Here is a 26,062-nt window from a genome sequence, read left to right as displayed (position 1 = left end):
TCCTTATTTTCTACGTGTCTTCTTGTCGTCTGCCGCGTGACCTTTGTAAGTACGAGTTGGTGCAAATTCACCAAGCTTGTGACCTACCATGTCTTCTTGGATGTAAACAGGTACATGTTTACGTCCATCATAAACTGCGATAGTGTATCCGATGAAACTTGGGAAGATCGTTGAACGACGTGACCAAGTTTTAATTACTTTTTTCTTTTCGTCGTTTGCTTGAGCTTCAACTTTTTTCATCAAATGCTCATCGACGAAAGGTCCTTTTTTAAGACTACGTCCCATTTTGTAATTTTCTCCTTTAAAATTTAGTACCACAGCGGCTTGCGCTGCTAAGCAGCGCTACCGAGCTGGCGGAAAGTGTAAGCTAGTTGCTTATGATTATTTTTGGTTGCGACGACGAACGATAAGTTTGTCAGATTTCGCTTTCTTGTTACGAGTTTTAAGACCAAGCGCAGGTTTACCCCAAGGAGTAGATGGCGCTTTACGTCCAACTGGTGCTTTACCTTCACCACCACCGTGTGGGTGATCATTCGGGTTCATTACAGAACCACGAACTGTAGGGCGAACACCTTTCCAGCGGTTACGTCCCGCTTTACCAAGGTTTACAAGTCCATGTTGTTCGTTTCCGACAACACCAACTGTAGCACGGCAAGTTCCAAGAATCATACGAACTTCGCCTGATTGAAGACGAACAAGTACATATTTACCTTCAGAACCCAATACTTGAGCAGAAGCTCCAGCAGCACGTACCAATTCTCCACCTTTACCAGGTTTCAATTCGATGTTGTGGATCAAAGTACCAACTGGGATGTTAGCAAGTGGAAGAGCGTTTCCGACTTTGATATCTGCTTCTGGTCCTGATACGATACGTTGACCTACTTCAAGACCTTTAGGGGCAATGATGTAAGCTTTCACACCGTCAGTGTAGTGTACAAGCGCGATGTTAGCTGAGCGGTTTGGATCGTATTCGATCGTTTTAACGACTGCTTCAACTCCATCTTTGTTACGTTTGAAATCGATCAAACGGTAATGACGTTTGTGTCCACCACCTTGGTGACGAACTGTGATACGACCGTTGTTGTTACGACCTGCTTTGTTTTTAAGAGAAACAAGCAAAGTTTTCTCAGGTGTGTTTGTTGTGATTTCAGCGAAATCCAAAGAAGTCATATTACGGCGACCGTTTGTTGTTGGTTTATAAACACGAATTCCCACGATATTTCCTCCTTAGATTATTCAGCTTCAGTAGCAAACAACTCGATTGCTTTAGAATCAGCTGCAAGCGTGATGATAGCTTTTTTAGTTTTTGAAGTAAAACCAGTGTAACGTCCAACGCGTTTTGCTTTAGGTTTTACGTTTACAGTGTTCACATTCGCAACTTTTACACCTTCAAACGCAGCTTCAACAGCTTGTTTGATCAAAAGTTTGTGAGCGCGAGTGTCAACTTCGAATACATATTTGCCTGCTTCAAGTTGAGCCATTGACTTTTCAGTGATAACAGGTTTTTTGATAACATCATACAAATTCATTATGCAAGAACCTCCTCGATTTTAGAGATAGCTGCTTGAGTAACAAGAAGTTTGTCACTATTTGCGATGTCAAGAACACTTGCAGTTGTAGCAGTCGCAACTTTCACGTTTGGAAGGTTACGAGCTGAAAGAGCTGCGAATTCGTTTCCTTCTTCAAGAATAACAAGGACTTTAGAATCGATGCTCAAAGCTGCAAGAACTTTTGCAAATTCAGCAGTTTTTGGAGCTGTAAATTCAAGAGAATCAACGGCTACAAATTTGTTTTCAGCAACTTTTTCTGAGTAAACAGATTTAAGTGCAAGGCGACGAACTTTTTGAGGAAGTTTGTACGCATAGCTACGTGGAGTTGGTCCGAAGACGATTCCACCACCACGCCATTGTGGAGAGCGGATAGAACCTTGACGAGCACGTCCAGTTCCTTTTTGACGCCATGGTTTGCGTCCGCCACCTGAAACGGCTGAGCGGTTTTTAACTGCGTGAGTCCCTTGACGAAGGCTAGCACGTTGGCTGATGATCACATCAAATACAACTGCTTGGTTTGGTTCGATACCAAAGATCGCATCGTTAAGAACAACTTCGCCCGCTTGTTTACCAGTTTGGTCGAATAATGTTACATTTGCCATTTTGACTGTATTCCCCTTTCCTTATTATTTACCAGCTTTAACTGCTGACTTGATAGTGATAAGAGATTTCTTAGCACCTGGTACGTTACCTTTGATAAGGATAACGTTCTTTTCTGGAACAACTTGTACAACTTCAAGATTTTGAATAGTTACACGATCGCCACCCATGCGTCCTGCAAGGTTTTTACCTTTGAATACGCGGTTAGGTGCAACAGGTCCCATAGAACCTGGACGACGGTGGTAACGAGAACCGTGAGCCATAGGTCCACGTGATTGTCCGTGGCGTTTGATAACGCCTTGGAAGCCTTTACCTTTAGAAGTACCAGTTACATCAACAATGTCTCCAGCTTCGAAAGTGTCAACTGTGATTTCAGCACCAACTTCCAAGCCTTCAACGTTTTTGAATTCACGAATGAAGCGCTTAGGAGCCGTGTTAGCTTTTGCTACATGTCCTTTAGCAGGTTTGTTGCTCAATACTTCGCGTTTGTCATCGAAACCAACTTGGATAGCGTTGTAACCATCTGTTTCAACAGTTTTAACTTGAAGAACAACGTTTGGAGTTGCTTCGATAACTGTTACAGGGATCAATTCGCCAGCTTCAGTGAAGATTTGAGTCATTCCCACTTTTTTCCCTAAGATTCCTTTTGTCATGAGAAAATAGTTCCTTTTCTATAGTTTTTTCTTCAAAAAGTTTTTAACGAGCGTTTTTCATGCTCTTGATCAAGCTTTAGATTAAAGTTTGATTTCTACGTTTACACCACTAGGGAGATCCAATTTCATCAAAGCGTCAACTGTTTTTTGAGTTGGGTTGATGATGTCGATCAAACGTTTGTGTGTACGCATTTCGAATTGTTCGCGAGAGTCTTTGTATTTGTGAGTCGCACGAATAATTGTGTAGAGGCTACGTTCAGTTGGAAGTGGGATTGGACCCGCAACTTGTGCACCTGTACGAGTAGCTGATTCTACGATTTTTGCAGCCGCTGTGTCGAGTGTACGGTGTTCGTACGCTTTCAAACGGATGCGGATTTTTTTGTTTGCCATCTTTTTCTCCTTTTCGTCTATTTAAGATAATAGGCTAGCTCCACAAGAAAACCGACGCGCGTTGCGTGGCAATGCAACCGAGCGTGTCGCAACCTCTTGCATCAAAGCTAATAGCTGTTTTTCACAGCACCATAGTAGTTTAACACAAACAAAGGCCCAATGCAAGGGATTTGAGAAGATTTTTTTTGTTTTTTTAATGAAAGTGTTTTCGAAAATAAAAGAGCGCAAAAAAAGTTGCTATTATATAGAAAAAAGGGAGCGAGACAGAACAAATTTATATCCAATTTGTTCGTCGTCTCGCCCCCCGCACAGTTGATTAGGTTATCTTTGGAGCTTAACAAGCGAACAAAGATACTAATCAACCACTGCGTCTCGCAGTTATTCCTATTATTCTTAGATAGCTGCAATCTTTGTTCTTGCTATTTAGCTCTTCCTAGAAATTCCGCCCTGACTTGTTATAGCCATATTTTTCGACGAAATGCTCACGGAATTCTAAGAGATTGTCATCCACGATGGCTTGACGGACCTGTTTCATGAGGTTGATCAAGAAGTATAGGTTGTGGTAGCTGGTCAAGCGAATGCCGAAGGTCTCATCTGCCTTGAGGAGGTGGCGTAGATAAGCCCGGGTGTAATTTTTACAAGTGTAGCAATCACATTCGGGATCTAGCGGTGTAAAATCTTCTGCAAATTGCGCATTTTTCACTACCAGGCGACCTTGGCTAGTCATACAGGTACCATTTCGCGCAATCCGCGTCGGCAAGACACAGTCAAACATGTCCACTCCACGAATAACACCATCAATCAGACTGTCTGGAGCCCCCACTCCCATGAGATAGCGAGGCTTGTTCTCTGGTAAGAGCGGAGTTGTGAAATCCAGCACGGCATTCATCTCTTCATGGCTTTCCCCAACAGCTAAGCCACCGATGGAATAGCCTGGAAAGTCCATGCTGACCAAATCTTGAGCAGACTGACGGCGCAAGTCTTCAAATCCAGCACCTTGAACAATCCCGAAAAGACCTTGATCATGAGGACGACGGTGAGCCTTCAGGCCACGTTCTGCCCAACGACTTGTCCGTTCGATTGATTTTTTCACATAATCATAGGGCTGATAGAACTGAGGGCATTCATCAAAGGACATCATGATGTCGCTCCCTAGATTGTTTTGGATGGAGATGGCCTTTTCCGGAGAGAGGAACATCTTCGAGCCGTTGAGGTGGTTTTTAAAGGTTACCCCTTCTTCAGTGATGTTGCGGGTATCCGCTAATGAATAGACCTGGAAGCCTCCACTATCTGTCAAAATCGGCTGGTCCCAGTTCATGAACTGGTGCAATCCTCCTGCTTTTGCAACCAAGTCGTCCCCGGGACGAAGCCAGAGATGGTAGGTGTTGGCCAAGATAATTCCAGAACCCATTTCCTTGAGTTCTTCTGGCGATTGGGTCTTAACGGTTGCCTGAGTCCCTACAGGCATAAACATTGGGGTCGGGAAGGTCCCGTGAGGGGTGATAATTTCTCCCAGACGAGCACCTGTATGCTTTTCTTTTTTGATTAATCGATATTGAATCGGTGAATCTGTCATGGTTACCTCCGTACTGGGAAAAACAGTCCCAGCCTTCTTATTCCTGTCACAGTTTTCCTGTGAGCACCTGTACGATTGTACCAAATTTTACCGGCTCTGTCACGGACTTATGTTATAATAAAAAGTACTACTATGAAGAGAGTGTCATCTATGAACCTTAAACTGATTCGCCTTCGGGCACGTACCATGCAAGTCCAGCAACCGGGCTTAGCTATCCTTTTTGCTCTTCCGGTCCTGTTGACCATTCTTGCTAACTTTCTCTTAAGTGGGCAAGATCTGGTCAATCTACTACCGGATATGACCTTGCAGCAAGCAAGTATCTACATGATCCAACGACAGCTCTTTCCTTCTGTCGTCTCCTTTGTCATCTCCATTTTAGTGGTTGGTGCGACTTTTAGCTATTTAGATACGATTAATCCCAAGATCGGACACCGAACACGCGTGTTAGATATCTTTAAACAAGATCGCTTTACCTCTGTATTTGCCACCTTGATTTTGAAGCAAGCAGTCCTCTTTTTATGGGGACTCATCCTCTATGTGGGGAGTCTCATCAGCACCTACGCCAGCATTCGATTTTTGGCGATCTACGATAAGGTGAGCAACCCTAGCACTCTGAGTGCTTCCAGTCCTGAATTCCAATCTCTCATGCAACAAATGCCTCTGATGACTGCTGGTGTCATACTTGGCCTACTTGGCCTCCTCTTTTACCTGCCACAATACTACAGTCTCAGCCTGGTCGAATTGATCCTCTACGAGCAATTACGAGACGGCGACTACAAGGGAGCCTTTGGAGTCCTTCGCCAAAGTCGTGAAACCATGAAAGGGTTCCGCAGCAATCGCTTGGTGCTCGATCTAACCTTGATTGGTTGGTACTTCTTGAATTACTTCACGCGCGATGTCATCGGCTTTTATACCATGCCTTACTTTATCAACTGCCAAATTGCCTTTTATGATCAAATCAAGCAGATCAAACAAGGGCCGCGCCATTTTACAGGCCATCCAAGCCATGAAACTGAATAAGAGTAAGAAGAAAACCCCAGCAAGCTGGGGTTTTCTTCTATGATCAATTGTTTATCATTTATAAACCGTATAGGGAGTCTCCTAAGATCAGTCGGGTGTGTTCCCGTTTGATACAGCGGTTCATGACGATATCTTCTCGTCCAGCTCCACGAAGGATTTTTTCTGCTTCTTGATTTTCCAGCTCCAATTGTGCCCAGAAAATTTTCGCATCCGTCTCAATAAAATCACGTGCCACATCTGGTAAAAACTCACTGCGTCGGTATACATCGACGATATCTACTGGGAAAGGAATCTCCTGCAAGCTAGCATACACCGTTTCTCCAAGAATCTGGCCACCGGCTGCACGAGGATTAACAGGAATAATCCGATAGCCCCGCTCTTGCATCTCCTTACTGACACGATGACTGGTTGTGTCTTCACGATCAGATAATCCAACTACAGCGATGATCTTGCTCGTTTCTAGGTAATGTTTGATAATGCCATCACTAGGATTGCGAAATGAATAAGCCATAAGAATCTCCTTTTGTATGCGTTTCCTTTCTTTAAATAGTATAACAATACGGAAGGCATTGCAAGTGTTTGTCATTAAAAGAGGTAGGAAACTGAAAAGTCTCCTACCGCTTTCTGTTTTGAACAAACTCAATTTTATTTGGCTTCATACCATGTCTTGCCTTCGTTTTCATCGGCTTCCAGTGGTACTGCAAGTTCGATAGCGGATTCCATGGTCTCTTTGACTAGTTCTTTGATCGCTGCCAGTTCATCACTTGGCACTTGCAGAACGATTTCATCGTGCACTTGAAGAAGCATCTTGGTCTTGTATGCTCCTCTTTCTAGCGCTTGGTCCAAGTGGATCATGGCAATTTTCAAGATGTCTGCTGCAGATCCTTGGATCGGTGAGTTAATAGCTGTCCGCTCCGCAAAGCCTCGAACATTGAAGTTGCGAGAATTGATATCTGGAATCTCCCGACGACGCTTGAAGAGGGTCTCCACATAGCCTTTATCACGCGCTTCCCGTACCACTCTCTCCATATAGTCCTTGATGCCAGGGTAGCGTTCGAAGTAGGTCTCAATATAAGCCTTGGCTTCTTTTCGACTGATCCCTAGGTTGTTAGACAGTCCAAAGTCGGAAATTCCATAAACCACACCGAAGTTTACTGCTTTTGCATTGCGACGGTCGTTCGGCGTCACATCTTCAGGTTTTGCAATATTGAAAACTCGCATAGCAGTCGATGTATGGATATCTGCCCCATGTTTAAAGGCGTCAATCAAATGCTCATCTCCCGAAATATGGGCCAAGACGCGCAGTTCGATTTGTGAATAGTCCGAACTCAGCAAGACACTGTTTTCCTCTTCTGGGACAAAGGCCTTACGAATAAGACGACCTTGTTCCAAACGGACAGGAATGTTTTGCAGGTTGGGATCCACACTGGACAAACGGCCTGTCTGCGTCAAATCCTGTACATAGCGGGTATGGATCTTCCCATCTTCCAAAATCCAATCTTGAAGACCGATGACATAGGTCGACTGGATCTTAGCAATTTGGCGGTATTCAAGAATCTTAGACACAATCGGTGCAATTGGAGCCAGGCGTTCCAAGACATCAACGGCTGTTGAATAGCCGGTTTTTGTCTTCTTAGTATATTCAAGAGGGAGTCCCAATTTTTCAAAGAGAATGACCCCCAATTGTTTTGGAGAATTGATATTAAACTCTTCTCCTGCAAGCTCGTAGATTTCTTGAGTCAAGCGCTCCAAGACCACTTCGTTTTCCACCTGCATGTCTTCTAGGGTCTGACGCTCTACCTTGATCCCCGCGATTTCCATCTTGGCCAAAACAGCTGCTAGCGGTTGCTCCATATCATAGAGCAAATCTAGTTGGTCATGGGCCTGCAACTGCTCTACCATGGGCTCTTCGGTATCCAGTAGAACAGCGACTTTCCGGGCCAAATGCTCTAATAGGGCGGTCTTTTCTGGGATAGCTTTTTTGGCTCCCTTGCCATAAACGACTTCGTCCAGCGGTAGCGCAATCTGACTATAGAGACTCGCAATGGTTGAAATTTCATTGTCCTCTACGGTCGACAAGAGATACTTGGCCAATCGACTATCAAAAGCCGGCTTTTGCAAGGTAATGTCCAAGTGGCTGAGCAAGACCTTGGCCCGCTTAAAGTCATAGACCTTGAGGGGTGTTTTTTCGAGAAATTCTTTGAAAATCGGTGTTTGTAAAAGAGCAGTATCTGTACTTGCGTAGAGCTGACCTTTGGTCCCCCATGCGAAACCAATGATGGGTTCCGTATGGTAGTTGTCCCCAAAAATCTCGAAATGGAAGAAACTATCTTCCGTAAGCATATCTGGAGTGACTTGCTCGACTTCTGTATAGTCAATGGCTACAGGAGCCGCCTCTTCTCCACTGAGATCCAAGGCCTGACGGAGTTGCTTGAAGCCCATCTCCTCATAAAACTTGGCGAGATTTTCTAGATGAGGACCCGAATAAGTGATATCGTCCAGGCCAATTTCAATAGGCGCATTGGTATCGATGGTTGCGAGAGTCTTAGACAGATAGGCCTGCTCCTTGTCGTTGATGAGGTTTTCCTTCATCTTAGAAGCCTTCATCTCGTCGATATGCTCATAAATACCATCGAGAGACCCGTACTCTAGGAGTAGTTTGATCCCGGTCTTTTCTCCGATTTTGGTGACACCTGGGATATTATCCGACTTATCTCCCATCAAGGCCTTGAGGTCGATAAATTGCTCTGGTGTCAGTCCCATCTTTTCTTTCAGATAGGCTGGAGTGAATTCTTCAAACTCTGCCACCCCTTTTTTGGAGATTTCAACCACCGTATTGTCATCCGTCAGCTGGATCAAATCCTTGTCCCCAGAGACAATGGTGACTTCAAAGGGTACTGAGGTAGCTTCTGCCATCTTATCAAGCGTTCCAATAATATCATCCGCTTCATACTGGGCTAGCTCATAATGGCGGATTCCCAGATGGTCTAATTGCTCACGAATGAAAGGGAACTGCTCACGGAACTCATCTGGAGTTTTTGCACGGCCCCCTTTGTAGTCGGCATACATCTCCGTCCGAAAGGTCGTCTTTCCTGCATCAAAAGCAACGAGAACATGGGTTGGTTGGATGCGCTCCAAGAGATGGCTCAACATGAGATTAAAGCCATAGACCGCATTGGTATGCAGACCATTGGCATTTTTGAAGCGATCAATTTGATGATAGAGTGCGAAAAAGGCACGAAAAGCGACGGAAGACCCGTCGATGAGTAGTAATTTATTCTTTTTTTCCATAGGCTTATTATACCACGAATCACAAGGTCTCTGGTACATAAAAACTCTACCCTTTCGGGTAGAGCCTTCTTTAGGAGTTTCTTATGAAAAATGAAGAGAAGTGTTTATTCGCCGTAACAAGAACCTTGTTGTGGCAATTTCTTAAAGCGTTTTGGATAATTAACTGAGATTTTCATTTTCTGTACCTCATTTCTTATTGGATGAGTACAGTATACAAGAGAAACCTAAACGATTCCTTATAGAAAGCTTCAAGAAAACTAAAAGCTGAGGCGCAAAACACGCGGTTGTTTTTTCCTACAAGCTGGTAACTGAAGATGGAGCCCTGTCTCATCTTGGCTCCAAGAAAGGGGCTGGCTTTCTCCAAGGAGCTCTAGCTTTTGAATGCGCGCATGAAGAATTCTCGGTTGCTTGAGATCATAGGCGAGAGACGACAAGGTCAACTCTTCCGTCCTTCCACTTGGTTCCAGCTGGATGGCATAAAGAAAACCATCACGCATGGTATAGCGAAAATCTTGGCTGGTATAGAGTGGCGCTTCTCCATCTGAGAAGGAACCTTCCTGGGCCTCGGTCGGTCCGTCCGATGACACCCGCCAAGGCCGACTCTGATAAATGGCTTCTCCATTTACCGCCAGCCAGTCCCCGATCTCTGTGAGGATGTCTTGGTCTTGCTCAGGGATCGTGCCGTCTGCCTTGGGTCCAATATTGAGCAGAAGATTGCCATTTTTGGCCACAACATCGACTAAATTTTGTAGCAATTCCTTACTGGTCTTGTAGGCTAGATCCTGGGTATAGCACCAAGAATTACGGGCGATCGCGGTATCCATTTGCCACGGAAAGGCTTGCGTCTCTCCGTATCCTCCCCGCTCCATCTCAACGATTCCTGAACCGAAAGGGAGGGCATCCTGTTTGTAACAAACAGCCACCTTGCGATCCTCTTGTGCTACTAGATTGTAATAATAAGCCAAAAAGCGCATCAAGTAGGGACGGAAACTCTCATGCTGGATCCACCAGTCAAAATATAGGAGCTCTGGTTGGTAGTCCCGCACCAGTTCACAGGTTCGCAAAAGCCAATCTTCCAAGAATTCTTTGCTTGGATAAGGCTTGGAAGTCAGATCAAAATGATCCTTGGGTTCTGGCTCCGCCGGCCAATAAAGGCTGTCTCTTGGGACTTCTTTCGGAATGTCACTAGTGAATTTCTTGCCATGTGAAAAGAAAAACTGGTGTTCTGCCCGGTGAGAGGACGTACAGAAGTGCAGGCCACGTTTTTCTGCTTCCTCCCTCAGCTCTCCTAAGACATCTCGTCTCGGCCCCATTTCTAAACTATTATAAGGCGAGAGAGTAGAGGCATACATCTGAAAACCATCGTGGTGCTCCGCAACTGGAAAAAGATACTGGGCTCCCGCTTTTTGAAAGAGATCTAGCCAAGATGCCGGATCAAAGCGATCGGCTGTAAAAAGAGGAATGAGATCCTTGTAGCCAAAGCCGGCCTGGTCTCCAAAATGCTCTCGATGATAGTCATAACAAGGATTCCCTTGGATATACATATTTCGCGAATACCATTCCGAACCAAAGGCAGGTACACTGTAGACGCCCCAGTGGATAAATATTCCAAATTTGGCATCTCGATACCAATCTGGACAGACTTGATGGCTAAGAGAGTCCCAGGTTGGTTCAAAAGGACCTGACTGGACAACTTGATCAATCTCTTCAAGGCTTATCATTCTCTTCTCCTCTTTTCTTGTTACTACCTCTATTGTAACGAGAAAGCCTCGTTTGTAAAGACAAACGAGGGGAATGTTTAAAATAGTAGACAAAGAGCTTGATCTAGGAGAATCAAGCTGATGATGAATAAAATGAAGCTTCTAGCCCTTCACTGCTTGAGAAATAAAACGAGCGATGGCATCTGTCTCTCCTTGGTGGAGAGCCTTAACGATTTTGGACCCCACAATAACCCCATCTGAGACCTTGTTGAAACGGTGAACATCCTCCATGCTGGAAACTCCAAAACCTGTTAAAACAGGAATGGACGCTATTCCGTGTAATTGGGCCAAGTGGTGATCCAAATCATCTCGATAGCTACCAGCTTTCCCCGTCACCCCATTGACAGCAACGGCATAGATAAATCCTTCTGCATCATGGATCAATTTCTTCTGGCGCTCGATTCCTGTGGTTAGACTCACTAGCGGCACCAAAGCGATGTCTTTATCCACTAATAGAGGCTCTACCAGATCCGCATGCTCATGAGGAAGATCCGGAATAATCACTCCCTTGACCGCTGTTCCTTCTACATCTCTAAAGAAGTTTTCGAGCCCATATTGGAACAAGGGGTTGAAATAGGTCATGATGACCAAAGGAACACTTGTCTCTAAGTGCTGGATCGTTTGCACCAGTTCCTCTGTCGTCGTCCCATGGGCTAAACTTCGTAGTCCCGCCTCTTCAATCACAGGACCATCTGCCACCGGATCCGAAAAAGGAATGCCAACCTCAATAGCTGAGACACCAAGCTCCTCCAAAAATTGGATGGTTTCCTGCAAACCTGCCAAGCCTTTTTCATGATCTCCTGCCATAATATAAGGAACAAAGATCCCTTGCTGCTGGTCTGTCAGCTTTTGTAAATGCTCTGTTAAGGTCTTTCCCATCTTACTCTCCTCTCTCTTGTTCTAGGCGGTCTTTGACTTGTACCACATCTTTATCCCCACGACCTGATAAGCAAACGATCATAGATTTTTCAGGCCCCATTTCCTTGGCCAATTTTACCGCATAGGCGATAGCATGGCTCGATTCCAGAGCTGGAATGATTCCTTCTACTTTTGAAAGCAACTGAAAGGCTTCTAGCGCTTCTTGGTCTGTCACAGGCACATAGGTTGCCCGCTTGATTTCATGAAAATAAGAATGCTCTGGCCCAATCCCTGGGTAATCGAGACCTGCTGAAATCGAGAAGGCTTCTAAAATCTGTCCATGGGCATCCTGTAACACATCCATCAAGGCTCCGTGAAGGACTCCCGGACGCCCCTTGGTCAAGGTTGCTGCATGTTGGTCTGTATCCACTCCAAGGCCAGCAGCTTCTGCCCCATACATGGCAACAGAGGTATCCTCAACAAAAGGATAAAAGAGCCCAATGGCGTTCGATCCGCCTCCTACACAGGCTAAAACTGCATTTGGTAATGCACCATCATTTTGCTCTGCAAATTGGCGTTTGGCTTCTCGGCCAATGACACTTTGAAAATCACGGACAATTTCTGGGAATGGGTGAGGTCCTAGAGCAGAACCCATGATATAGTGGGTATCCTCCACATTTGCTACCCAAGCTCTAAGGGCAGCATTGACTGCATCCTTGAGAACACGCGACCCATCTGTTACTGATTGAACCTTGGCGCCCAACAACTCCATCCGAAAGACATTGAGGGCTTGGCGTCTGACATCTTCTTCCCCCATGTAGATGGTGCATTCCATATCAAATAAAGCAGCGGCCGTTGCCGTTGCAACACCGTGCTGTCCGGCCCCTGTTTCTGCGATGATCTTCTTTTTACCCATTCGGTGTGCCAGCAAAACCTGCCCTAGAGCATTATTAATTTTATGAGCTCCTGTGTGGTTGAGATCTTCTCTTTTAAGAAAGATCTTGGCTCCACCGACATGTTTGGTAAGATTTTTAGCATAATAGAGCGGTGTTTCCCGACCGACATATTGTTTCAGAAGCTGATCCAATTCTTCTTGAAAAGAAGGATCTGCTTGACTTTCTCTGTAGGCTTCTTCTAATTCTAAAACTGCTGTCATCAAGGTTTCAGGGACAAAACGTCCCCCGAACCGCCCATAAAATCCATTTTGATCTGGTTGTTTATATGCCATGTTTGACCCTTTCTATAAATCGTTTTATCTTCTCTGGATCTTTTTTTCCATTTGTTTCGACCCCACTGGATACATCCACCGCATAAGGATGAAAGAAGCGAATGGCATCTGCTACATTATCTTCCGTCAAGCCTCCTGCAATAAAGAAGGGCTTTGTGAAATTTTGGGTTTCGAGTTCTTGCCAGTTAAACGTCTCTCCACTTCCTGCTACTGGAGCATCAAAGAGCAGATAATCGGCACTGGTCTCAGGGAGTGCTGCATCTTTCCCCACTTGAACAGCGCGAATCGTTTGTTGGGGAAGGTCTTGCAAGATGGTTTCATCTATCGGCCCATGCACCTGTATCAGGTCCAAGCCCACAACTTGGCAAGCTTGCTCCACTTCTTCTCTTTGTGGCGATACAAAAACACCGACTTTTTGAACTCCCTCTGAAATCCCTGTAGCCAACTGCCGGGCTTGCTCCAGTGTTACTTGCCGTTTGCTTGGTGCAAAGACGAAACCAATGTAGTCCGCACCGGCCTCAACAGCGGTCTGGACGGCTTCCGGAGTGGACAGTCCGCAAATTTTAACCTTTGTCAATCTGCAACTCCTTTACTTTTTCAGCCACATTGTCTGCCTTCATGAGGGCTGTCCCAACGAGAATGCCATTAAAATAAGGAGCCAGCATGCGCGCGTCTGCTGCTGTGAAAATAGCAGACTCAGAGATGTAAACCCGTTCTTGTTCAAAGCTTGTCGCCAATTCAAGGCTAGTATGGAGATCTGTCTCAAAGGTCACCAAGTTACGATTATTGACCCCGATGATCTGAGCCCCAATCCGGTGAGCGACCTCTAGTTCTGCCAGATGATGGGTCTCCACCAAGACCTCCAAGCCAAGATGGGTCGCAAACTCATAGAGCTCCTTCAGACGAGCCTCTGATAAGGCTGCAACAATCAACAAGATCACGGTTGCCCCTGCATTTCGCGCCCGAATCACTTGCTTTTCATCCACAATAAAATCTTTGTTGAGGGTGGGGATACGTACTTGACTAGATATTTCCCGGAGATACTCGATACTGCCCTTGAAAAACACTTCATCAGTCAACACAGAAATCATCACGGCCCCATTTTCTTCGTAAGTCTTAGCCTGCGCGACGATATCCACATCGACATGAATATCTCCCAGACTCGGGCTGGCCTTTTTCACCTCCGCAATGACCTGAAGCTTTTCTGGATGACTCTTTAGGTAATCATACAAGCGGTAGGTCTCGCGCAAAGGTTGGAGCTCCTCTTCCTTCATCGCAGCCACTTCCCGCGCCTTTTCCTTTAGAATCTTTGGCAAGAATTCTTGACTCATTTTTGATACTCCTGTAATAATCTCAATTTCTCAAGGGCAGCCCCACTGGCAATCACTTCACGTGCCAAGGCAATCCCCTCCTTGATAGAATCTACCTTGCCGTTGGCATAAAAACCAAGGCCAGCATTTAAAACAGTCACCTCTAAGAAGGGACTTGCTTCATTCTTTAAGACACTGAGCAAAATTTCCGCATTGCGTTTGGCGTCACCACCTCGTACTTGATCAATTTCAATGCGCTCCATTCCGATATCTTCTGGTTGAAAGCTGGATAAGGTAACCTGTCCATCTTCCAGAATAGCGAGCTGGGTTTCTCCATCAAGGCCTGCCTCGTCCAAACCTTGTGGGCCACTCACCACCACTGCGCGTTTCCGACCCAAATTCTTTAGAATCTCCGCCGTACTTTCCAGCATATCTGGACGACTGGTTCCCAATAGCTGGGTTTCTAGAGGAATCGGATTGATAAGAGGACCGGTTAAGTTCATCACCGTTGGAACCCCTAGCGCCAAGCGAGCGGGCATAATATAGCGCATGCCAGGATGCAGATTTTTGGCAAATAGGAAGACAATTCCCGCCTTTTCAAACACTCGTCCCAAGTCTTCTGGACCCAAATCAAGGTTAATTCCTAGAGCTTCTAGTACATCCGCAGAACCGGATTTAGAAGAGATCGAACGATTTCCGTGTTTCGCCATCTTGATGCCACCACCAGCAAGGACGAAGGCAGCTGTTGTTGAAATGTTGAAACTATAAGAACGATCGCCCCCAGTTCCACAATTGTCCATCGCTCCTTGAACTTCTGTAGGAATAGCGACTGCATAAGCCTGCATCACTTTTGCAATAGCCGTCCGCTCTTCAACCGTTTCTCCCTTCATTTTGAGACCTAGAAGAAGGGCCGTCACCTGGGCTTCTGAAGCACGACCAGCAACGACTTCCTCCATAGCAGCTTCTAACTCTGCACTGGTTAGATCCATTCCTTCCGCCACTTTTGCAAGCACTTGTTTCATCTTCCGCTCCTTGACTAGTTTGACAAAATTTTCGATGGTCTTGAGCCCATCTGGCGTCCCGATACTTTCTGGATGGTATTGAAAACCATAAATCGGTAAGCTGCGGTGTTGAATTCCCATAATGGCTTGATCATCCGTCGTCCGAGAGGTAATGACAAAATCCTCTGGCATGTCTTCAATCGTCAGCGAATGATAGCGCATGACTGGGACTTCTTTTGCGACACCCGCGTATAGCGGAGATGGAGCTTCTAGCTGGATCTGGCTTTGTTTGCCATGCATGACCTGTGGTGCCAATCCCAAGCGCCCTCCAAAAACTTCCGCAATCGCTTGATGCCCCAAGCAAATCCCCAAGATTGGTTTGATCCCCGCGAAATCTCGAATCATCTCCTCCATCTTGCCCGCATCCTTTGGCCAACCTGGACCTGGAGAAAAGACCAAGGCATCTGCTTCTTGGGCAACTTGGTACAAGTCCGGATCATCATTTCGAAGCACCTGGACCTCATCAAATTTTCCGATATACTGTGCTAAATTGTAGGTAAATGAATCGTAATTATCTACTAATAAAATCATCCTTCTTCTCCAATCCTTGTCATTGATTTTGCCTTATTGACGGTTTCTTGGTATTCATTTTCAGCGATCGAATCATAAACGATTCCTGCTCCGGCCTGCACATAAGCCTTCTTATTTTTGAGGATCATGGTTCGAATCGCAATAGCAAAATCGAGATCCCCCGTCACAGAGAGATAGCCAATAGCCCCCGCATAGACGCCTCGTTTTTCTTTTTCTGCTTCATAGATTCGCTTCATGGCTCGAATCTTGGGAGCACCCGAAACGGTCCCAGCTGGAAGAGTTGCCTTCAGAGCCTCAATGGAGGCTAGTCCAGGAAGTAGTTGCCCCTTGACCACACTGGTCAAGTGCATGACATAACGGAAGAATTCCACTTCCATATATTTGGTCACTTCAACTGACCCATTTTGAGCGATACGTCCAATATCGTTTCGCCCTAGATCCACCAACATTCGGTGTTCTGCGACTTCTTTGGGATCCCCTGTCAAATCAGCTGCCAATTGCCGATCAGACTCTTCATCGATCCCTCTTGGACGCGTGCCAGCAATGGGATTGGTTGTCACCACTCGATCCTTGACAGACACTAGACTTTCTGGACTGGCACCGATAATTTGGTACTCCCCAAAATCATAAAAGTAGAGATAATTCGAAGGGTTGGTCACGCGCAAATTGCGGTAATAATCCAATGGTTTGCCTGAAAAATCAGCTGAAAAACGTTGACTGAGCACGCATTGGAACATATCTCCCTTTCGAATATAGTCCCGGGCTAGGGCCACCATTTCCTCAAACTCTTTTTGCTCCAAATGATTGTGGAAATGAAGCGCATGCAGGTCCTTGTCCTGAAACTCTTCTTTTGCAGGTCTTGCCAATTGTGCTAACACTTGCTCCAAGCTCGACGCTTGCTCTGCTTCACTCCGTCCACTATAGAGGTTCTCTTCCACCACATAGACCTTTTCCTTTTTGTGATCAAAAATCACATAGCTCTCATATAAGAAAAAGTGGAGATCTGGGGTGCCGATCGTATCTTCCGGAATAGAACCGATGTTCTCATAGAGGCCAATCAAGTCATAACCGACAAATCCAATCGTCCCACCGTTAAAAGGAAGCTCTTCGGAAGTTTTCGTTTTGACCGTGATGCGGTTCAAAAAGTCCAAAGGATCCTCTTCAACAATTTGATCATTGTAATAGAGAATGCCATTTTCAAACTTGACTTCACTGACTGGCCGATAGGCTACAATTGAAAAACGCGCATTCTCTTTTTCACGAGGGATCGACTCCAAGATCATTTTATGGGGCGCATCCAAACGCATATAAGCCAAAATTGGACTCAACACATCAGCAGATAAAACTTTTTTCATATCAGAAACCTCTCTTCTAGAACTCTTTTTCTAATGAATCGTAACGTCGCTTGCTAAGGCTATCACGGTTATCCCACGCTCTATTTCCGCTTTGGGATCAATGTGCACGCTTGCTAAGGCACATAGAAAAGCCCTCACACAAAAAACTGTGTGAGGGCGTAGTGTCCGCGGTGCCACCTCTTTTATAGGGAAAAATAGCTGGTTTTTCCCTACATCTCTATCTCCTCTATCAAGGAGTTGCACGGTAAGGGGTGCCAACCGAATTCACATGGGTTAGAATTCATTGATAACAACAGTCCAATTTTCATCAGTCGCTATTGCTTGTTCACAATTCCCACAAGCTCCCTGAAAATAGCTGACTCATTACTTTTCTGTTGCTACCATTATAACCCTTTTTCTTAGAAAGTCAATAAAATTTTTAGTCTTTTTTTATACTTTTTTCTACACTTATTTAATAAAATCAGCTCAAAGAGCCCTAGCGGCCCGTTCTTTTTATCCCAACAATAGGATACTCAATAAAGCTAAAATTGCAGGACCACCTTGGGTCAAGATAATCTTTTTATTGGCTGTCATCGCACCGTAGGCTGCAGCTCCAATAATAAAAAGCACAAAAATCGTAACAACTTCACTATTTTTAGAGACAAACAATCCATACAAGAGGAACACCCCAATCAAGGCATTGTATATCCCTTGATTCTTAAATAAAGAGGTCACAGATGGGCGAGCGAGTTCTTCTTTATCCATGTTGAAAACCCGACTTGTGGTATCAGATGTGGTTCTGATGCTCTCCAAATAAAAAATATACAAATGCTCCAGTGCAGCAAGACTTGCTAAAATAATCGTCAGTAATGACATCGTAGATTCTCCTTTTTATTCAACTGTTATTTGTTCAATGCCAGATACTAATTTGTCCAGCAGGTAAGAAAATTGCTCTTGTTCTTGAGCAGTCAAAATCCGACTCATCTGTTCTTTCACCGCCACATGATGGCGAGGGGGATGTTTGACCAAACGATTATAGGCCTTATCCGTCAAATGAATTAAGATTTCCCGCTGGTTTTTTGGATTTCGACTCCGATGGACAAACCCTTCCTTTTCCAATATTTTGAAATGCCGGGTTAAGGCCGCTGGATCAATCTGCAAGCGTTCCTGAACCGCGATCTGATTGCAAGGCGCTTGTTCTAATAAATCCTGCAAAATTTGATAACGTGTTAAGCTAATCCCTAGGCGCTTTTCAAAAAGTTGCGTAGTTGATTGATCTGCCAAACGTAGTTGGTAGAGCAAATCATTTATTTCTGCCATAGCTCTTCTCCGATCTATTTTTGATAAATCAATAATTGACTAGTCAATTATAAACTTTTTCTTCTATCCTGGCAAGGAAAAGAGCTTGCACTGTTTTTTCGCACAAAAAAAGCCGCCTGATTTGGCGACTCTTAGGGAGATTATTATGAAAAAGAAAAGTTTTAGGATTTTTCTAAACAAAGTTAGGAGGTCTTTGTTTATGGTTCTATTATAGCGGACATTTCTTAAAGAAAGCTTACGACTTTATTTCAAAATGAAAACAAATTCTTTACAGATTCTTTTCAGCGTTTAAAATAACTGGAATATCTAGTAAGGTGTTCATCTGACGATTGCCTTGATAGTCAGACGTCAAGAAATTGATACTCTGAATCTGGCTATTTCTTGCAAAGTCAATATCCAGGCTCCGATCCCCAATATAGTAGGTATTTTCTGGCTCCAACCCGTACTTCTCCATCAGATACCTAGCAGCTTCTGGGTCAGGCTTGCGGGCAAAACCACTTTGACTGGTCAAAATCTCTGTAAAAAAAGATTCCAAGCCCAAGTCCCGCAGGATGACAAAGGCATTTTCTCCCTTATGGGTATAGACAAACTGCTCAATTCCAGCTTCTTGTCCCCAGGATAGGACATCACGCGCCCCATCCATCAGAAGGACCTGGGCATTTTTCTCCGCTAGACTTTCAGCTCGGCGACGATTCAAGTCAGTTACATCCAGATGATACTCCTCCGCCACGGCTACTAAAAGATCTTGAACCGAATGCTTCAAGATGAAATCTTTAATGCTGGCTCGGTCAAAGGGAAGCTGATAAGTTGCATAGGTCTCCTCAAGACCTGCCAGAATAGCATCATAGGAATCTAGCAAGGTCCCATCCAAATCCCAAATAAAGGCTCGTTTTGTCATTTTTTCTTCTCTCCTACTTTTCGTCTATATAGCTGACTCAAAAATAGCCAACGGAAGCCATTGTCGAGCAGCGTCCCCGTCCAGACCCCTGGAAGGCCAAAGCCAAGGGTTACTCCAAGCAGATAACCGGCTCCAATTCGAATGACCCACATGCCAATCGTCGTCGCATAAAATGGAAGCTTCCCATTTCCCAAGCCTTGCCAAACAGCTGTATAGATGACTGTCCCTGCCGTAAACGGCGTTCCCAACAAAGAAAAGAGGACAACCGATAAACTAGCTTCTACTGCTTTTGTATCTTGGGTGTAGAGATGGGTCAGAAGGGTGCCCCCAAAAAAGATTCCCAAGGCAATAGGTAACATTAACACGAAGGACAACCAGTAAGACTGCTTTCGAAGGCGAGCAATCTGCTCAAGATCACCTTCACCTAGGCTCCGTGCCACGAGCATGACCGTCGCTGTGGCCACTCCAAATACAGGCATATAGTTAAACTGGGTCAAGGTCTCTCCGATGGCATTTCCTGCGACTGCCTCGGTCCCAAAAGCAACCACGATCGCAATGATCACCACATCTCCAGCTCGCATCATCAGCCGCTCCCCGGCAGCTGGAAGCGCTAAGTTCAAGAGCTTACGATCCAATCCCCAACCAAGGGGGGCAAAGGGTAGCTGGACCTTTTGCCACAAGAGGATGACGCCCACCAGACGGGCCAGCACTGTCCCCAAAGCTGCACCAACAATGCCCCAACCAAAAAGGAAAATGGCTACAGAGGAGAACAGAGCGTTTAATAGATTGGTCAACAGGCTCACATACATAGGAATACGTGGATTGTTGGCCACCCGAACCAAGGAGCCCAAGGTCGTCATCAATCCTAAGAGAACTATGGTCCCGCCAACCAAGGAAAGGTAAATCCCCCCACTTTCGGCTACTGCAGCTTCAGTCCCCAACAGCGAAATCATCTGGCGTCCAAATAACAGCGAAGCCCCTCCTAAGAGAGCACTCAACAACAAGGTCACCTTCAGTGACTCTGTCGCATGGTAGGCAATATTGTCTTGATTTTTTTCACCCAAGCTTTTGGACATAACACTGGCAACTGCCGCACCCAGTGCCAAAAAGATGGCTTGATAAATGGTGATGATATTCCCTGCGACGGAAACACCTGAAATGGCAATCAAGCCCAGGTAAGCCACTAAATAAGAGTCCACCATGCCCATCAGCATTTGTAAGAAATTTTCACCCATGGCAGGAAGGGCGATGTTTAAGATTTTTTTGTATGAATTCATGAGTATATAAAAGAGCCAAACGGCTCTTTTGATCTTTCTAATACAGAGAATTAAAGTCCCAAGTAGTCTTCTACGGCTGCTTGCATGTCTTTGGCTGCCACGCTTGTACGATGGCGAACTGGTGCAGTTTCAAGGCCGTCTACAGCCGGTGGCACAGGAACACCTGAGAGTGTGTGTAATTTAGCCAAGGCTTCGAAATCGCCTAGACCTGTCTCGCCCGTCACCGCTTCTACTGCCACAACTGGGAATTTATAAGGACTTGCTGTAGAGGCAATGACTGTTTTAGCAGTATCCCCTGTTTGGGTCCGGTATTTTTGGTAAACGGCTGATGCTACGGCTGTATGAGGGTCTTCGATGTAATCAGACGCTTCATAGACCCGCTTGATCTCTGCAGCAGTTTCTGCTTCATCTGCGTATGCAGCCGCAAACAAATCTAAGATGTCTGCATCAAAGTTGGACAATTGGTACTGACCTGTTGCAACAAGGCTTTCCATCAATTCTTTGGTCTTTGTGGCATCATTGCCTACCAAGTGGAAAATCAAGCGTTCCAAGTTTGAAGAGACCAAAATATCCATCGATGGACTGGTGGTCACCTTGAACTCACGTTTCTTATCATAGACATGTGTTTTGAAGAAGTCTGTCAAGACATTGTTTTCATTTGACGCACAGATCAATTTTCCAACTGGAAGACCGATTTGTTTGGCATAGAAAGCTGCCAAGATATTTCCAAAGTTTCCTGTTGGGACGGTAAAGTTGACTTTTTCTCCTGCTGTGATTTGGCCTGTCTTCACCAATTGCGCATAGGCGTATACGTAATAGACAACCTGAGGCACCAAACGACCAATGTTCATAGAGTTGGCTGATGAGAATTGCATCTTGTTGGCTGCTAATTTTTCACGGAGCGCCACATCATTGAACATGTGTTTGACATTGGTTTGGGCATCGTCAAAGTTTCCATCGATCGCGATGACATGGGTATTGTCCCCCGTTTGAGTCGTCATTTGCAACTCTTGCACCTTGCTGACACCATCTTTTGGATAAAAGACAATGATCTCTGTTCCTGGAACATCGGCAAAACCTGCCATCGCAGCTTTTCCTGTATCTCCAGAAGTCGCCGTCAGGATGACAATTTTATTTTCCAGACCGTGCTTTTTAGCTGCTGTTGTCATAAAGTAAGGCAAGATCGACAAAGCCATATCTTTAAAGGCAATGGTGGAACCGTGGAAGAGCTCCAAGTTGTATTGTCCATCGAGTTTGACAAGCGGAGCAATAGCTGGGGTATCAAACTTGCTGTCATAAGCATGAGAAATACAGTAGTCTAACTCTTCTGCTGTAAAGTCGTCCAAAAAGGCTGACAAAACAAGCTTGGCCACTTCTTGGTAAGAAGCATCTTTGAGGGTATCAAAATCCAGCTCTACTTGAGGATAAGAGACTGGAGTAAACAAACCGCCATCTGTCGCCAATCCTTGAAGAATGGCTTGACTAGCTGTTACAGTATTTTTTTCATCTCGTGTTGATTGATAAACTAATGTCATGACTGTTTCATTCCTTTACTAGTAGTCTTCTCATTATATCATAAATGTCAGAAAATTTAACGGCTTTTCGCCAAATCTTGGCAAAGGTCAGCAAACAGAAGCTAGATAAAAGAGAGCAGGCGCAACGACTTTGCTCCTACTCCCATGCGAATCTGTTTTTCAGGTGTCTGCAAGACTTGATCAAGCCAATCCCAACTCTGCTAAAACAGATGGGAAGTCTTTCTTCAATTTTTCAAGAGCTACCGTTACTTCTTGTCGAGTTTGGTTATTTTTCACAGTAACTTGACTGCTCTCAACTTCACTACTTCCTAAGGTAATCAAGGCTTTGGCCGCAAAGACATCTGCTGACTTAAATTGTGCCTTGAGCTTGCGTCCAAGGTAATCACGTTCTGCCTTGAAACCTTGGATTCGAAGGGCCTGAACCAAGCTAAGCGCTGCTTCATTGACTTCATCTCCTAGGACGGCAATATAGGCATCTAGGCCTGTTTCGATCGGTAATTCAATGCCTTTCTTTTCAAGAACGAGAAGGATCCGTTCCACACCGATACCAAATCCAAAACCAGCTGTCGCAGGGCCACCGAAGTATTCAACCAAACCATCATAGCGACCACCCGCACAAACTGTCAATTCATTGCCTTCAATTTCTGTAATGAACTCAAAAATCGTGTGGTTGTAGTAATCCAAGCCACGCACCATATTGGTATCGATGACATAGGCTACACCTAAATCTTCTAACATCCGACGAACCGCATCAAAATGCGCTTGGCTTTCTTCATCAAGATAGTCTAGGATGGAAGGAGCCTGTTCAACCGCGGCCTTGTCTTCTTTTTCTTTTGAATCCAAGACACGAAGCGGATTTTCTTCTAAGCGACGTTGGCTGTCCTTAGACAATTGATCCTTCATTGGCAAGAGATAATCAATCAAGGCTTGACGATAAGCCTGACGACTAGCAGGGCTTCCCAAGGTGTTCAAGTGCAAGGTCACATTATCAATCCCTAGTTCTTTCAGGAATTGCGCTGCCATGGCAATGGTTTCGACATCCGTTGCAGGATTGCTCGATCCAAAGCATTCTACCCCAATTTGGTGGAATTGACGCAAACGACCTGCTTGAGGACGTTCGTAGCGGAACATTGGGCCTATGTAATAGAACTTACTTGGTTTTTGTACCTCAGGCGCAAAGAGTTTATTTTCTACATACGAGCGGACAACAGGAGCTGTTCCTTCTGGACGAAGCGTGATATGACGGTCTCCCTTGTCATAGAAGTCATACATTTCTTTGGTAACGATATCCGTCGTATCCCCTACTGAACGGCTGATGACTTCATAATGTTCGAAGATCGGTGTGCGGATTTCATCATAATTGTATCGCGCAAAGACCTTGCGTGCAAAGCCTTCTACATATTGCCATTTCGCTGAATCGCCAGGAAGGATATCCTGGGTCCCTTTTGGTTTTTGTAATTTCATAGCCTTCATCCTTTGTCTTACTTTTGCCTCTATTTTACCACAAATTCGAAGAGAAATGGAGGCTGGATCGAATTTCCTTCGATCGACATGTTCAAAACTTCTTTCTCTTCTTGCCTTATCAGCCGAATTATGAGAAAATGGAAGCCATACTACACTGAAAGGATCTTGCGATGAGAGAGGATATCAAAATCAATGACCGCGCCCTGGCACTAGAGAAGTCATTAATCGAAAAATTGGAGCTTGTATTTGATACCGATGTTGAGTTAGATGTTTATAATCTGGGACTGATCTACGAGATCCATCTAGATGAAGCCGGCACTTGCAAGGTGGTTATGACCTTTACCGATACGGCTTGTAGCTGTGCTGAGAGCCTTCCGATCGAAATCGTCGCTCGCCTAAAAGAAATCGAGGGGATCGAAGATGTCAAGGTTGAAGTGACCTGGTCACCCGCTTGGAAAATTACACGAATCAGCCGATACGGGCGCATCGCCCTTGGTCTTCCACCACGATAATAAGCATTACCTTTTAAAAAATGCATTCAACTAATGAAGGAAGGCCTCTTTGGAAATCCGATCCACAATAAAAAAACGAGGAACACCAGCTCTGCCATCAGAGTTTGTTCCTCGTTTTTTATAATGTTTAAATCCATTCAAACTTTTTCACTACCAGAATGGACTAAGCCTCGTCAGCTTTTGGTTCTGGAAGGATTTGATACAACACAATTCCAAGAATGGTTGACGTTGCCACACCAGTGATTTGAAGACCACCGAGGTCAATCATCAAACCACCGATCCCTGATACCAAGATCACACTTGCAATCAAGAGATTCTTTTTATTATCAAAATCAATCTTATGTTCAACTAAAATTTTCAAACCGCTAGCAGCGATAACCCCAAAGAGGGCAATAGATAAACCTCCCAATACAGGAGTTGGAATAGAGTGCAAGAGTGCTGATAGCTTCCCAATAAAGCTCATGACAACCGCAATCACTGCTGCACCTGAAATAACGTAAACTGAGTAGACCTTACTAAGGGCCATCACCCCAATGTTTTCCCCATAAGAAGTTACTGGAGGAGCTCCAAAGAATCCAGCAATAATCTGTGCCAAGCCATCACCAGTAAGCGTATGGTCTAGCCCTGGATCCTTGAAGTAATCACGCTCAGTCAAACTATTTAAAACCATGAGGTGGCCAAAATGTTCCGTCATGGTCACAAAGGCAATCGGAGCCATGGTCAAAATCGCACTTGGATAGAGCTTAAAGCTATAATCCACAAATGGAATGTCAAAGTTTGGGACTTGAATCCAATGCGCCGCACTTACCTCTGAGAAATTGACAAAACTATGTCCTGTCAGCAAACCAAGAGCCAATGAGAAAATATAGCCCACAATTAATCCAAGTAAAATTGGGACGACACCGACAATCTTCTTGCCATACATGTTAAAGAGGATAACCGCAAAGAGGGTCACCATCGAAATCAATAGAGCATAACCACTATAGCTTTTATTTAAGGTTGTCGCATCAGTGACGGCATTCTTCGCAAGACTCAAACCAATTACCATGATAATGGGACCAACCACGATTGGTGGAAGGACCTTATTAATCCAATCTTTACCCGCATGCTTAACAATTAGAGCTACAAACAAGTAGACCAAACCACCCGCCATGGCACCCTGGGCAACTGCTGCGATCCCATCTGTTTTCATCAACATCTGCATAGCAGCAATATAAGCAAAACTAGATCCCATGTAGGCTGGAATCTTATACTTGGTCACGGTTAAGTGAGCCAAGGTCCCCAAACCAGATGAGAACAAAGCAATGGCAGGATCAATCCCAACCAAAATCGGCACCAGCACTGTCGCCCCAAACATGGCAAACAAATGCTGGAAAGATAAACCAACCAATAAACCAGGTTTTGGCATATCATTCACATCATATTTAACGTCATTCACGATCGTAAAAACCTCCTAAAATTAAGATGCGACAAGCTATGGCTGAACAAAAACGTCTACCTTCGATGACCAAATCGTAAGGGAGTGCTTCATGCTCCATCATCGACGATTTCTTTTTTATCAAACCACTTTTCAATATACAAAAAAATCCCCCACAACAAGGAGATACACAAAATATAGGCTGGTCTTCCCAGGCCTTTCATTTCCATAGCTCCTTGCCTGCCTCTCTGGACAGTATTAAAGGATTGATTCGATTAGTCACAATTATAGCAAATTATAGACGGATTTACAAGAAAAATGACAGATAATACACTCAAATCCCCCAAAAAGTAATATTCATACGCTTCAGCGACAGGGTTAAAAATAGCTACTTTGAGCCAAAAAAGAGGCTGGGACAAAAGTCCTAGCCTCTCAATTATTTTTGGATTGTCGAGCAAGACGCAGTGGTTGAGTGGG

Annotated in this window: 26 protein-coding genes and 1 pseudogene; 2 read left to right on the top strand and 25 right to left on the bottom strand. The window is 44.9% G+C overall.

All coding sequences use genetic code 11. The features are described from left to right. Positions 1–3 precede the first annotated feature (3 nt). From rpsS to tgt, 7 genes are all read right to left on the bottom strand, one after another. Positions 4–285, bottom strand: a complete 282-nt coding sequence (gene rpsS / locus K1I56_RS08840; RefSeq protein ID WP_000533766.1) for a 30S ribosomal protein S19 — start codon at positions 283–285, stop codon at positions 4–6. Positions 286–381: 96 nt separating this feature from the next. Further along, positions 382–1,215, bottom strand: coding sequence for a 50S ribosomal protein L2 (gene rplB / locus K1I56_RS08835; RefSeq protein ID WP_000512900.1), 834 nt, complete (start codon positions 1,213–1,215; stop codon positions 382–384). A gap of 17 nt (positions 1,216–1,232) precedes the next feature. Beyond that, positions 1,233–1,529 carry a 50S ribosomal protein L23 gene (locus K1I56_RS08830; RefSeq protein ID WP_003009593.1) on the bottom strand — a complete coding sequence of 99 codons (297 nt, stop codon included), beginning with the start codon at positions 1,527–1,529 and terminating at the stop codon, positions 1,233–1,235. Then, a complete protein-coding gene (rplD, locus tag K1I56_RS08825) occupies positions 1,529–2,152 on the bottom strand; it encodes a 50S ribosomal protein L4 (protein ID WP_003009591.1) in 624 nt (207 codons plus the stop codon). Before rplD ends, K1I56_RS08830 begins: the two co-directional genes overlap by 1 nt. Before the next feature lie 24 nt (positions 2,153–2,176). Next, positions 2,177–2,803 carry a 50S ribosomal protein L3 gene (gene rplC, locus K1I56_RS08820; RefSeq protein WP_003010846.1) on the bottom strand — a complete coding sequence of 209 codons (627 nt, stop codon included), beginning with the start codon at positions 2,801–2,803 and terminating at the stop codon, positions 2,177–2,179. Positions 2,804–2,884: 81 nt separating this feature from the next. After that, positions 2,885–3,193 carry a 30S ribosomal protein S10 gene (rpsJ, locus tag K1I56_RS08815; protein ID WP_003009585.1) on the bottom strand — a complete coding sequence of 103 codons (309 nt, stop codon included), beginning with the start codon at positions 3,191–3,193 and terminating at the stop codon, positions 2,885–2,887. A gap of 433 nt (positions 3,194–3,626) precedes the next feature. Next, on the bottom strand, positions 3,627–4,769 hold the full coding sequence (tgt, locus tag K1I56_RS08810) for a tRNA guanosine(34) transglycosylase Tgt (RefSeq protein ID WP_223325791.1): 1,143 nt from the start codon (positions 4,767–4,769) through the stop codon (positions 3,627–3,629). A gap of 150 nt (positions 4,770–4,919) precedes the next feature. Between tgt and K1I56_RS08805 the strand changes: the two genes are divergently transcribed. Beyond that, entirely contained in the window at positions 4,920–5,789 is an 870-nt protein-coding gene (locus tag K1I56_RS08805) for a DUF975 family protein (RefSeq protein WP_223325790.1), read from the top strand. 58 nt (positions 5,790–5,847) lie between these two features. On the opposite strand, the gene K1I56_RS08800 is transcribed toward K1I56_RS08805, so the two are convergent. The 16 genes and pseudogenes from K1I56_RS08800 to hisS all read right to left on the bottom strand — a co-directional run bounded on the left by K1I56_RS08800 (position 5,848) and on the right by hisS (position 23,656). Continuing rightward, on the bottom strand, positions 5,848–6,300 hold the full coding sequence (locus K1I56_RS08800; RefSeq protein ID WP_223325789.1) for a CoA-binding protein: 453 nt from the start codon (positions 6,298–6,300) through the stop codon (positions 5,848–5,850). A 134-nt stretch (positions 6,301–6,434) separates the two neighbouring features. Next, entirely contained in the window at positions 6,435–9,080 is a 2,646-nt protein-coding gene (gene polA, locus K1I56_RS08795; protein WP_223325788.1) for a DNA polymerase I, read from the bottom strand. A 257-nt stretch (positions 9,081–9,337) separates the two neighbouring features. Beyond that, positions 9,338–10,801, bottom strand: coding sequence for an alpha-L-fucosidase (locus K1I56_RS08790; RefSeq protein WP_223325787.1), 1,464 nt, complete (start codon positions 10,799–10,801; stop codon positions 9,338–9,340). 141 nt (positions 10,802–10,942) lie between these two features. After that, positions 10,943–11,719 carry a tryptophan synthase subunit alpha gene (gene trpA / locus K1I56_RS08785; RefSeq protein ID WP_223325786.1) on the bottom strand — a complete coding sequence of 259 codons (777 nt, stop codon included), beginning with the start codon at positions 11,717–11,719 and terminating at the stop codon, positions 10,943–10,945. A gap of 1 nt (position 11,720) precedes the next feature. After that, entirely contained in the window at positions 11,721–12,926 is a 1,206-nt protein-coding gene (trpB, locus tag K1I56_RS08780; protein WP_223325785.1) for a tryptophan synthase subunit beta, read from the bottom strand. Continuing rightward, complete coding sequence (locus K1I56_RS08775) at positions 12,916–13,503, bottom strand: phosphoribosylanthranilate isomerase (protein ID WP_223325784.1); 588 nt, start codon at positions 13,501–13,503, stop codon at positions 12,916–12,918. Before K1I56_RS08775 ends, trpB begins: the two co-directional genes overlap by 11 nt. Continuing rightward, on the bottom strand, positions 13,490–14,257 hold the full coding sequence (trpC, locus tag K1I56_RS08770; protein WP_223325783.1) for an indole-3-glycerol phosphate synthase TrpC: 768 nt from the start codon (positions 14,255–14,257) through the stop codon (positions 13,490–13,492). Before trpC ends, K1I56_RS08775 begins: the two co-directional genes overlap by 14 nt. After that, the gene (trpD, locus tag K1I56_RS09970) at positions 14,254–15,258 is read right to left on the bottom strand and encodes an anthranilate phosphoribosyltransferase (RefSeq protein ID WP_229060287.1); all 1,005 of its coding nucleotides are present in this window, start codon (positions 15,256–15,258) and stop codon (positions 14,254–14,256) included. The genes trpC and trpD overlap by 4 nt, the downstream gene beginning before the upstream one ends. Before the next feature lie 9 nt (positions 15,259–15,267). Further along, positions 15,268–15,828 (bottom strand): annotated as a pseudogene (locus K1I56_RS09965) (aminodeoxychorismate/anthranilate synthase component II); the annotation flags it as partial. Continuing rightward, positions 15,825–17,183, bottom strand: a complete 1,359-nt coding sequence (gene trpE, locus K1I56_RS08760) for an anthranilate synthase component I (protein ID WP_195424315.1) — start codon at positions 17,181–17,183, stop codon at positions 15,825–15,827. The pseudogene K1I56_RS09965 and the gene trpE, both read right to left, overlap by 4 nt. Before the next feature lie 492 nt (positions 17,184–17,675). Next, entirely contained in the window at positions 17,676–18,038 is a 363-nt protein-coding gene (locus tag K1I56_RS08755) for a DUF1304 domain-containing protein (RefSeq protein WP_003009544.1), read from the bottom strand. Between the two features lie 15 nt (positions 18,039–18,053). Then, a complete protein-coding gene (locus K1I56_RS08750) occupies positions 18,054–18,482 on the bottom strand; it encodes a MarR family winged helix-turn-helix transcriptional regulator (protein ID WP_223325781.1) in 429 nt (142 codons plus the stop codon). 268 nt (positions 18,483–18,750) lie between these two features. After that, the gene (locus K1I56_RS08745; protein ID WP_223325780.1) at positions 18,751–19,380 is read right to left on the bottom strand and encodes an HAD-IA family hydrolase; all 630 of its coding nucleotides are present in this window, start codon (positions 19,378–19,380) and stop codon (positions 18,751–18,753) included. Then, positions 19,377–20,657, bottom strand: coding sequence for an MATE family efflux transporter (locus K1I56_RS08740; protein WP_223325779.1), 1,281 nt, complete (start codon positions 20,655–20,657; stop codon positions 19,377–19,379). The genes K1I56_RS08745 and K1I56_RS08740 overlap by 4 nt, the downstream gene beginning before the upstream one ends. Before the next feature lie 50 nt (positions 20,658–20,707). Beyond that, positions 20,708–22,192: a threonine synthase gene (gene thrC / locus K1I56_RS08735; RefSeq protein ID WP_014712664.1), complete on the bottom strand. Its 1,485-nt coding sequence runs from the start codon at positions 22,190–22,192 to the stop codon at positions 20,708–20,710. Positions 22,193–22,372: 180 nt separating this feature from the next. After that, positions 22,373–23,656 carry a histidine--tRNA ligase gene (gene hisS / locus K1I56_RS08730; protein ID WP_223325778.1) on the bottom strand — a complete coding sequence of 428 codons (1,284 nt, stop codon included), beginning with the start codon at positions 23,654–23,656 and terminating at the stop codon, positions 22,373–22,375. A 170-nt stretch (positions 23,657–23,826) separates the two neighbouring features. Between hisS and K1I56_RS08725 the strand changes: the two genes are divergently transcribed. Further along, positions 23,827–24,168 (top strand): metal-sulfur cluster assembly factor, encoded by a 342-nt coding sequence (locus tag K1I56_RS08725; RefSeq protein WP_013904437.1) that lies wholly within the window; start codon positions 23,827–23,829, stop codon positions 24,166–24,168. A gap of 163 nt (positions 24,169–24,331) precedes the next feature. Here K1I56_RS08725 and K1I56_RS08720 read toward each other — a convergent pair whose 3' ends face one another. Together K1I56_RS08720 and K1I56_RS08715 are read right to left on the bottom strand one after the other, a co-directional pair. Continuing rightward, positions 24,332–25,606, bottom strand: coding sequence for a uracil-xanthine permease family protein (locus tag K1I56_RS08720; protein ID WP_223325777.1), 1,275 nt, complete (start codon positions 25,604–25,606; stop codon positions 24,332–24,334). 254 nt (positions 25,607–25,860) lie between these two features. Beyond that, on the bottom strand, positions 25,861–26,062 hold a 202-nt coding region (locus K1I56_RS08715), incomplete at its 5' end, for a hypothetical protein (RefSeq protein ID WP_223325776.1).

This window comes from Streptococcus parasanguinis (assembly GCF_019929185.1).
Classification (GTDB): domain Bacteria; phylum Bacillota; class Bacilli; order Lactobacillales; family Streptococcaceae; genus Streptococcus; species Streptococcus parasanguinis_O.
Note: the sequence above shows the minus strand (reverse complement) of the source record. Positions and strands in the feature narration are given on the sequence as shown.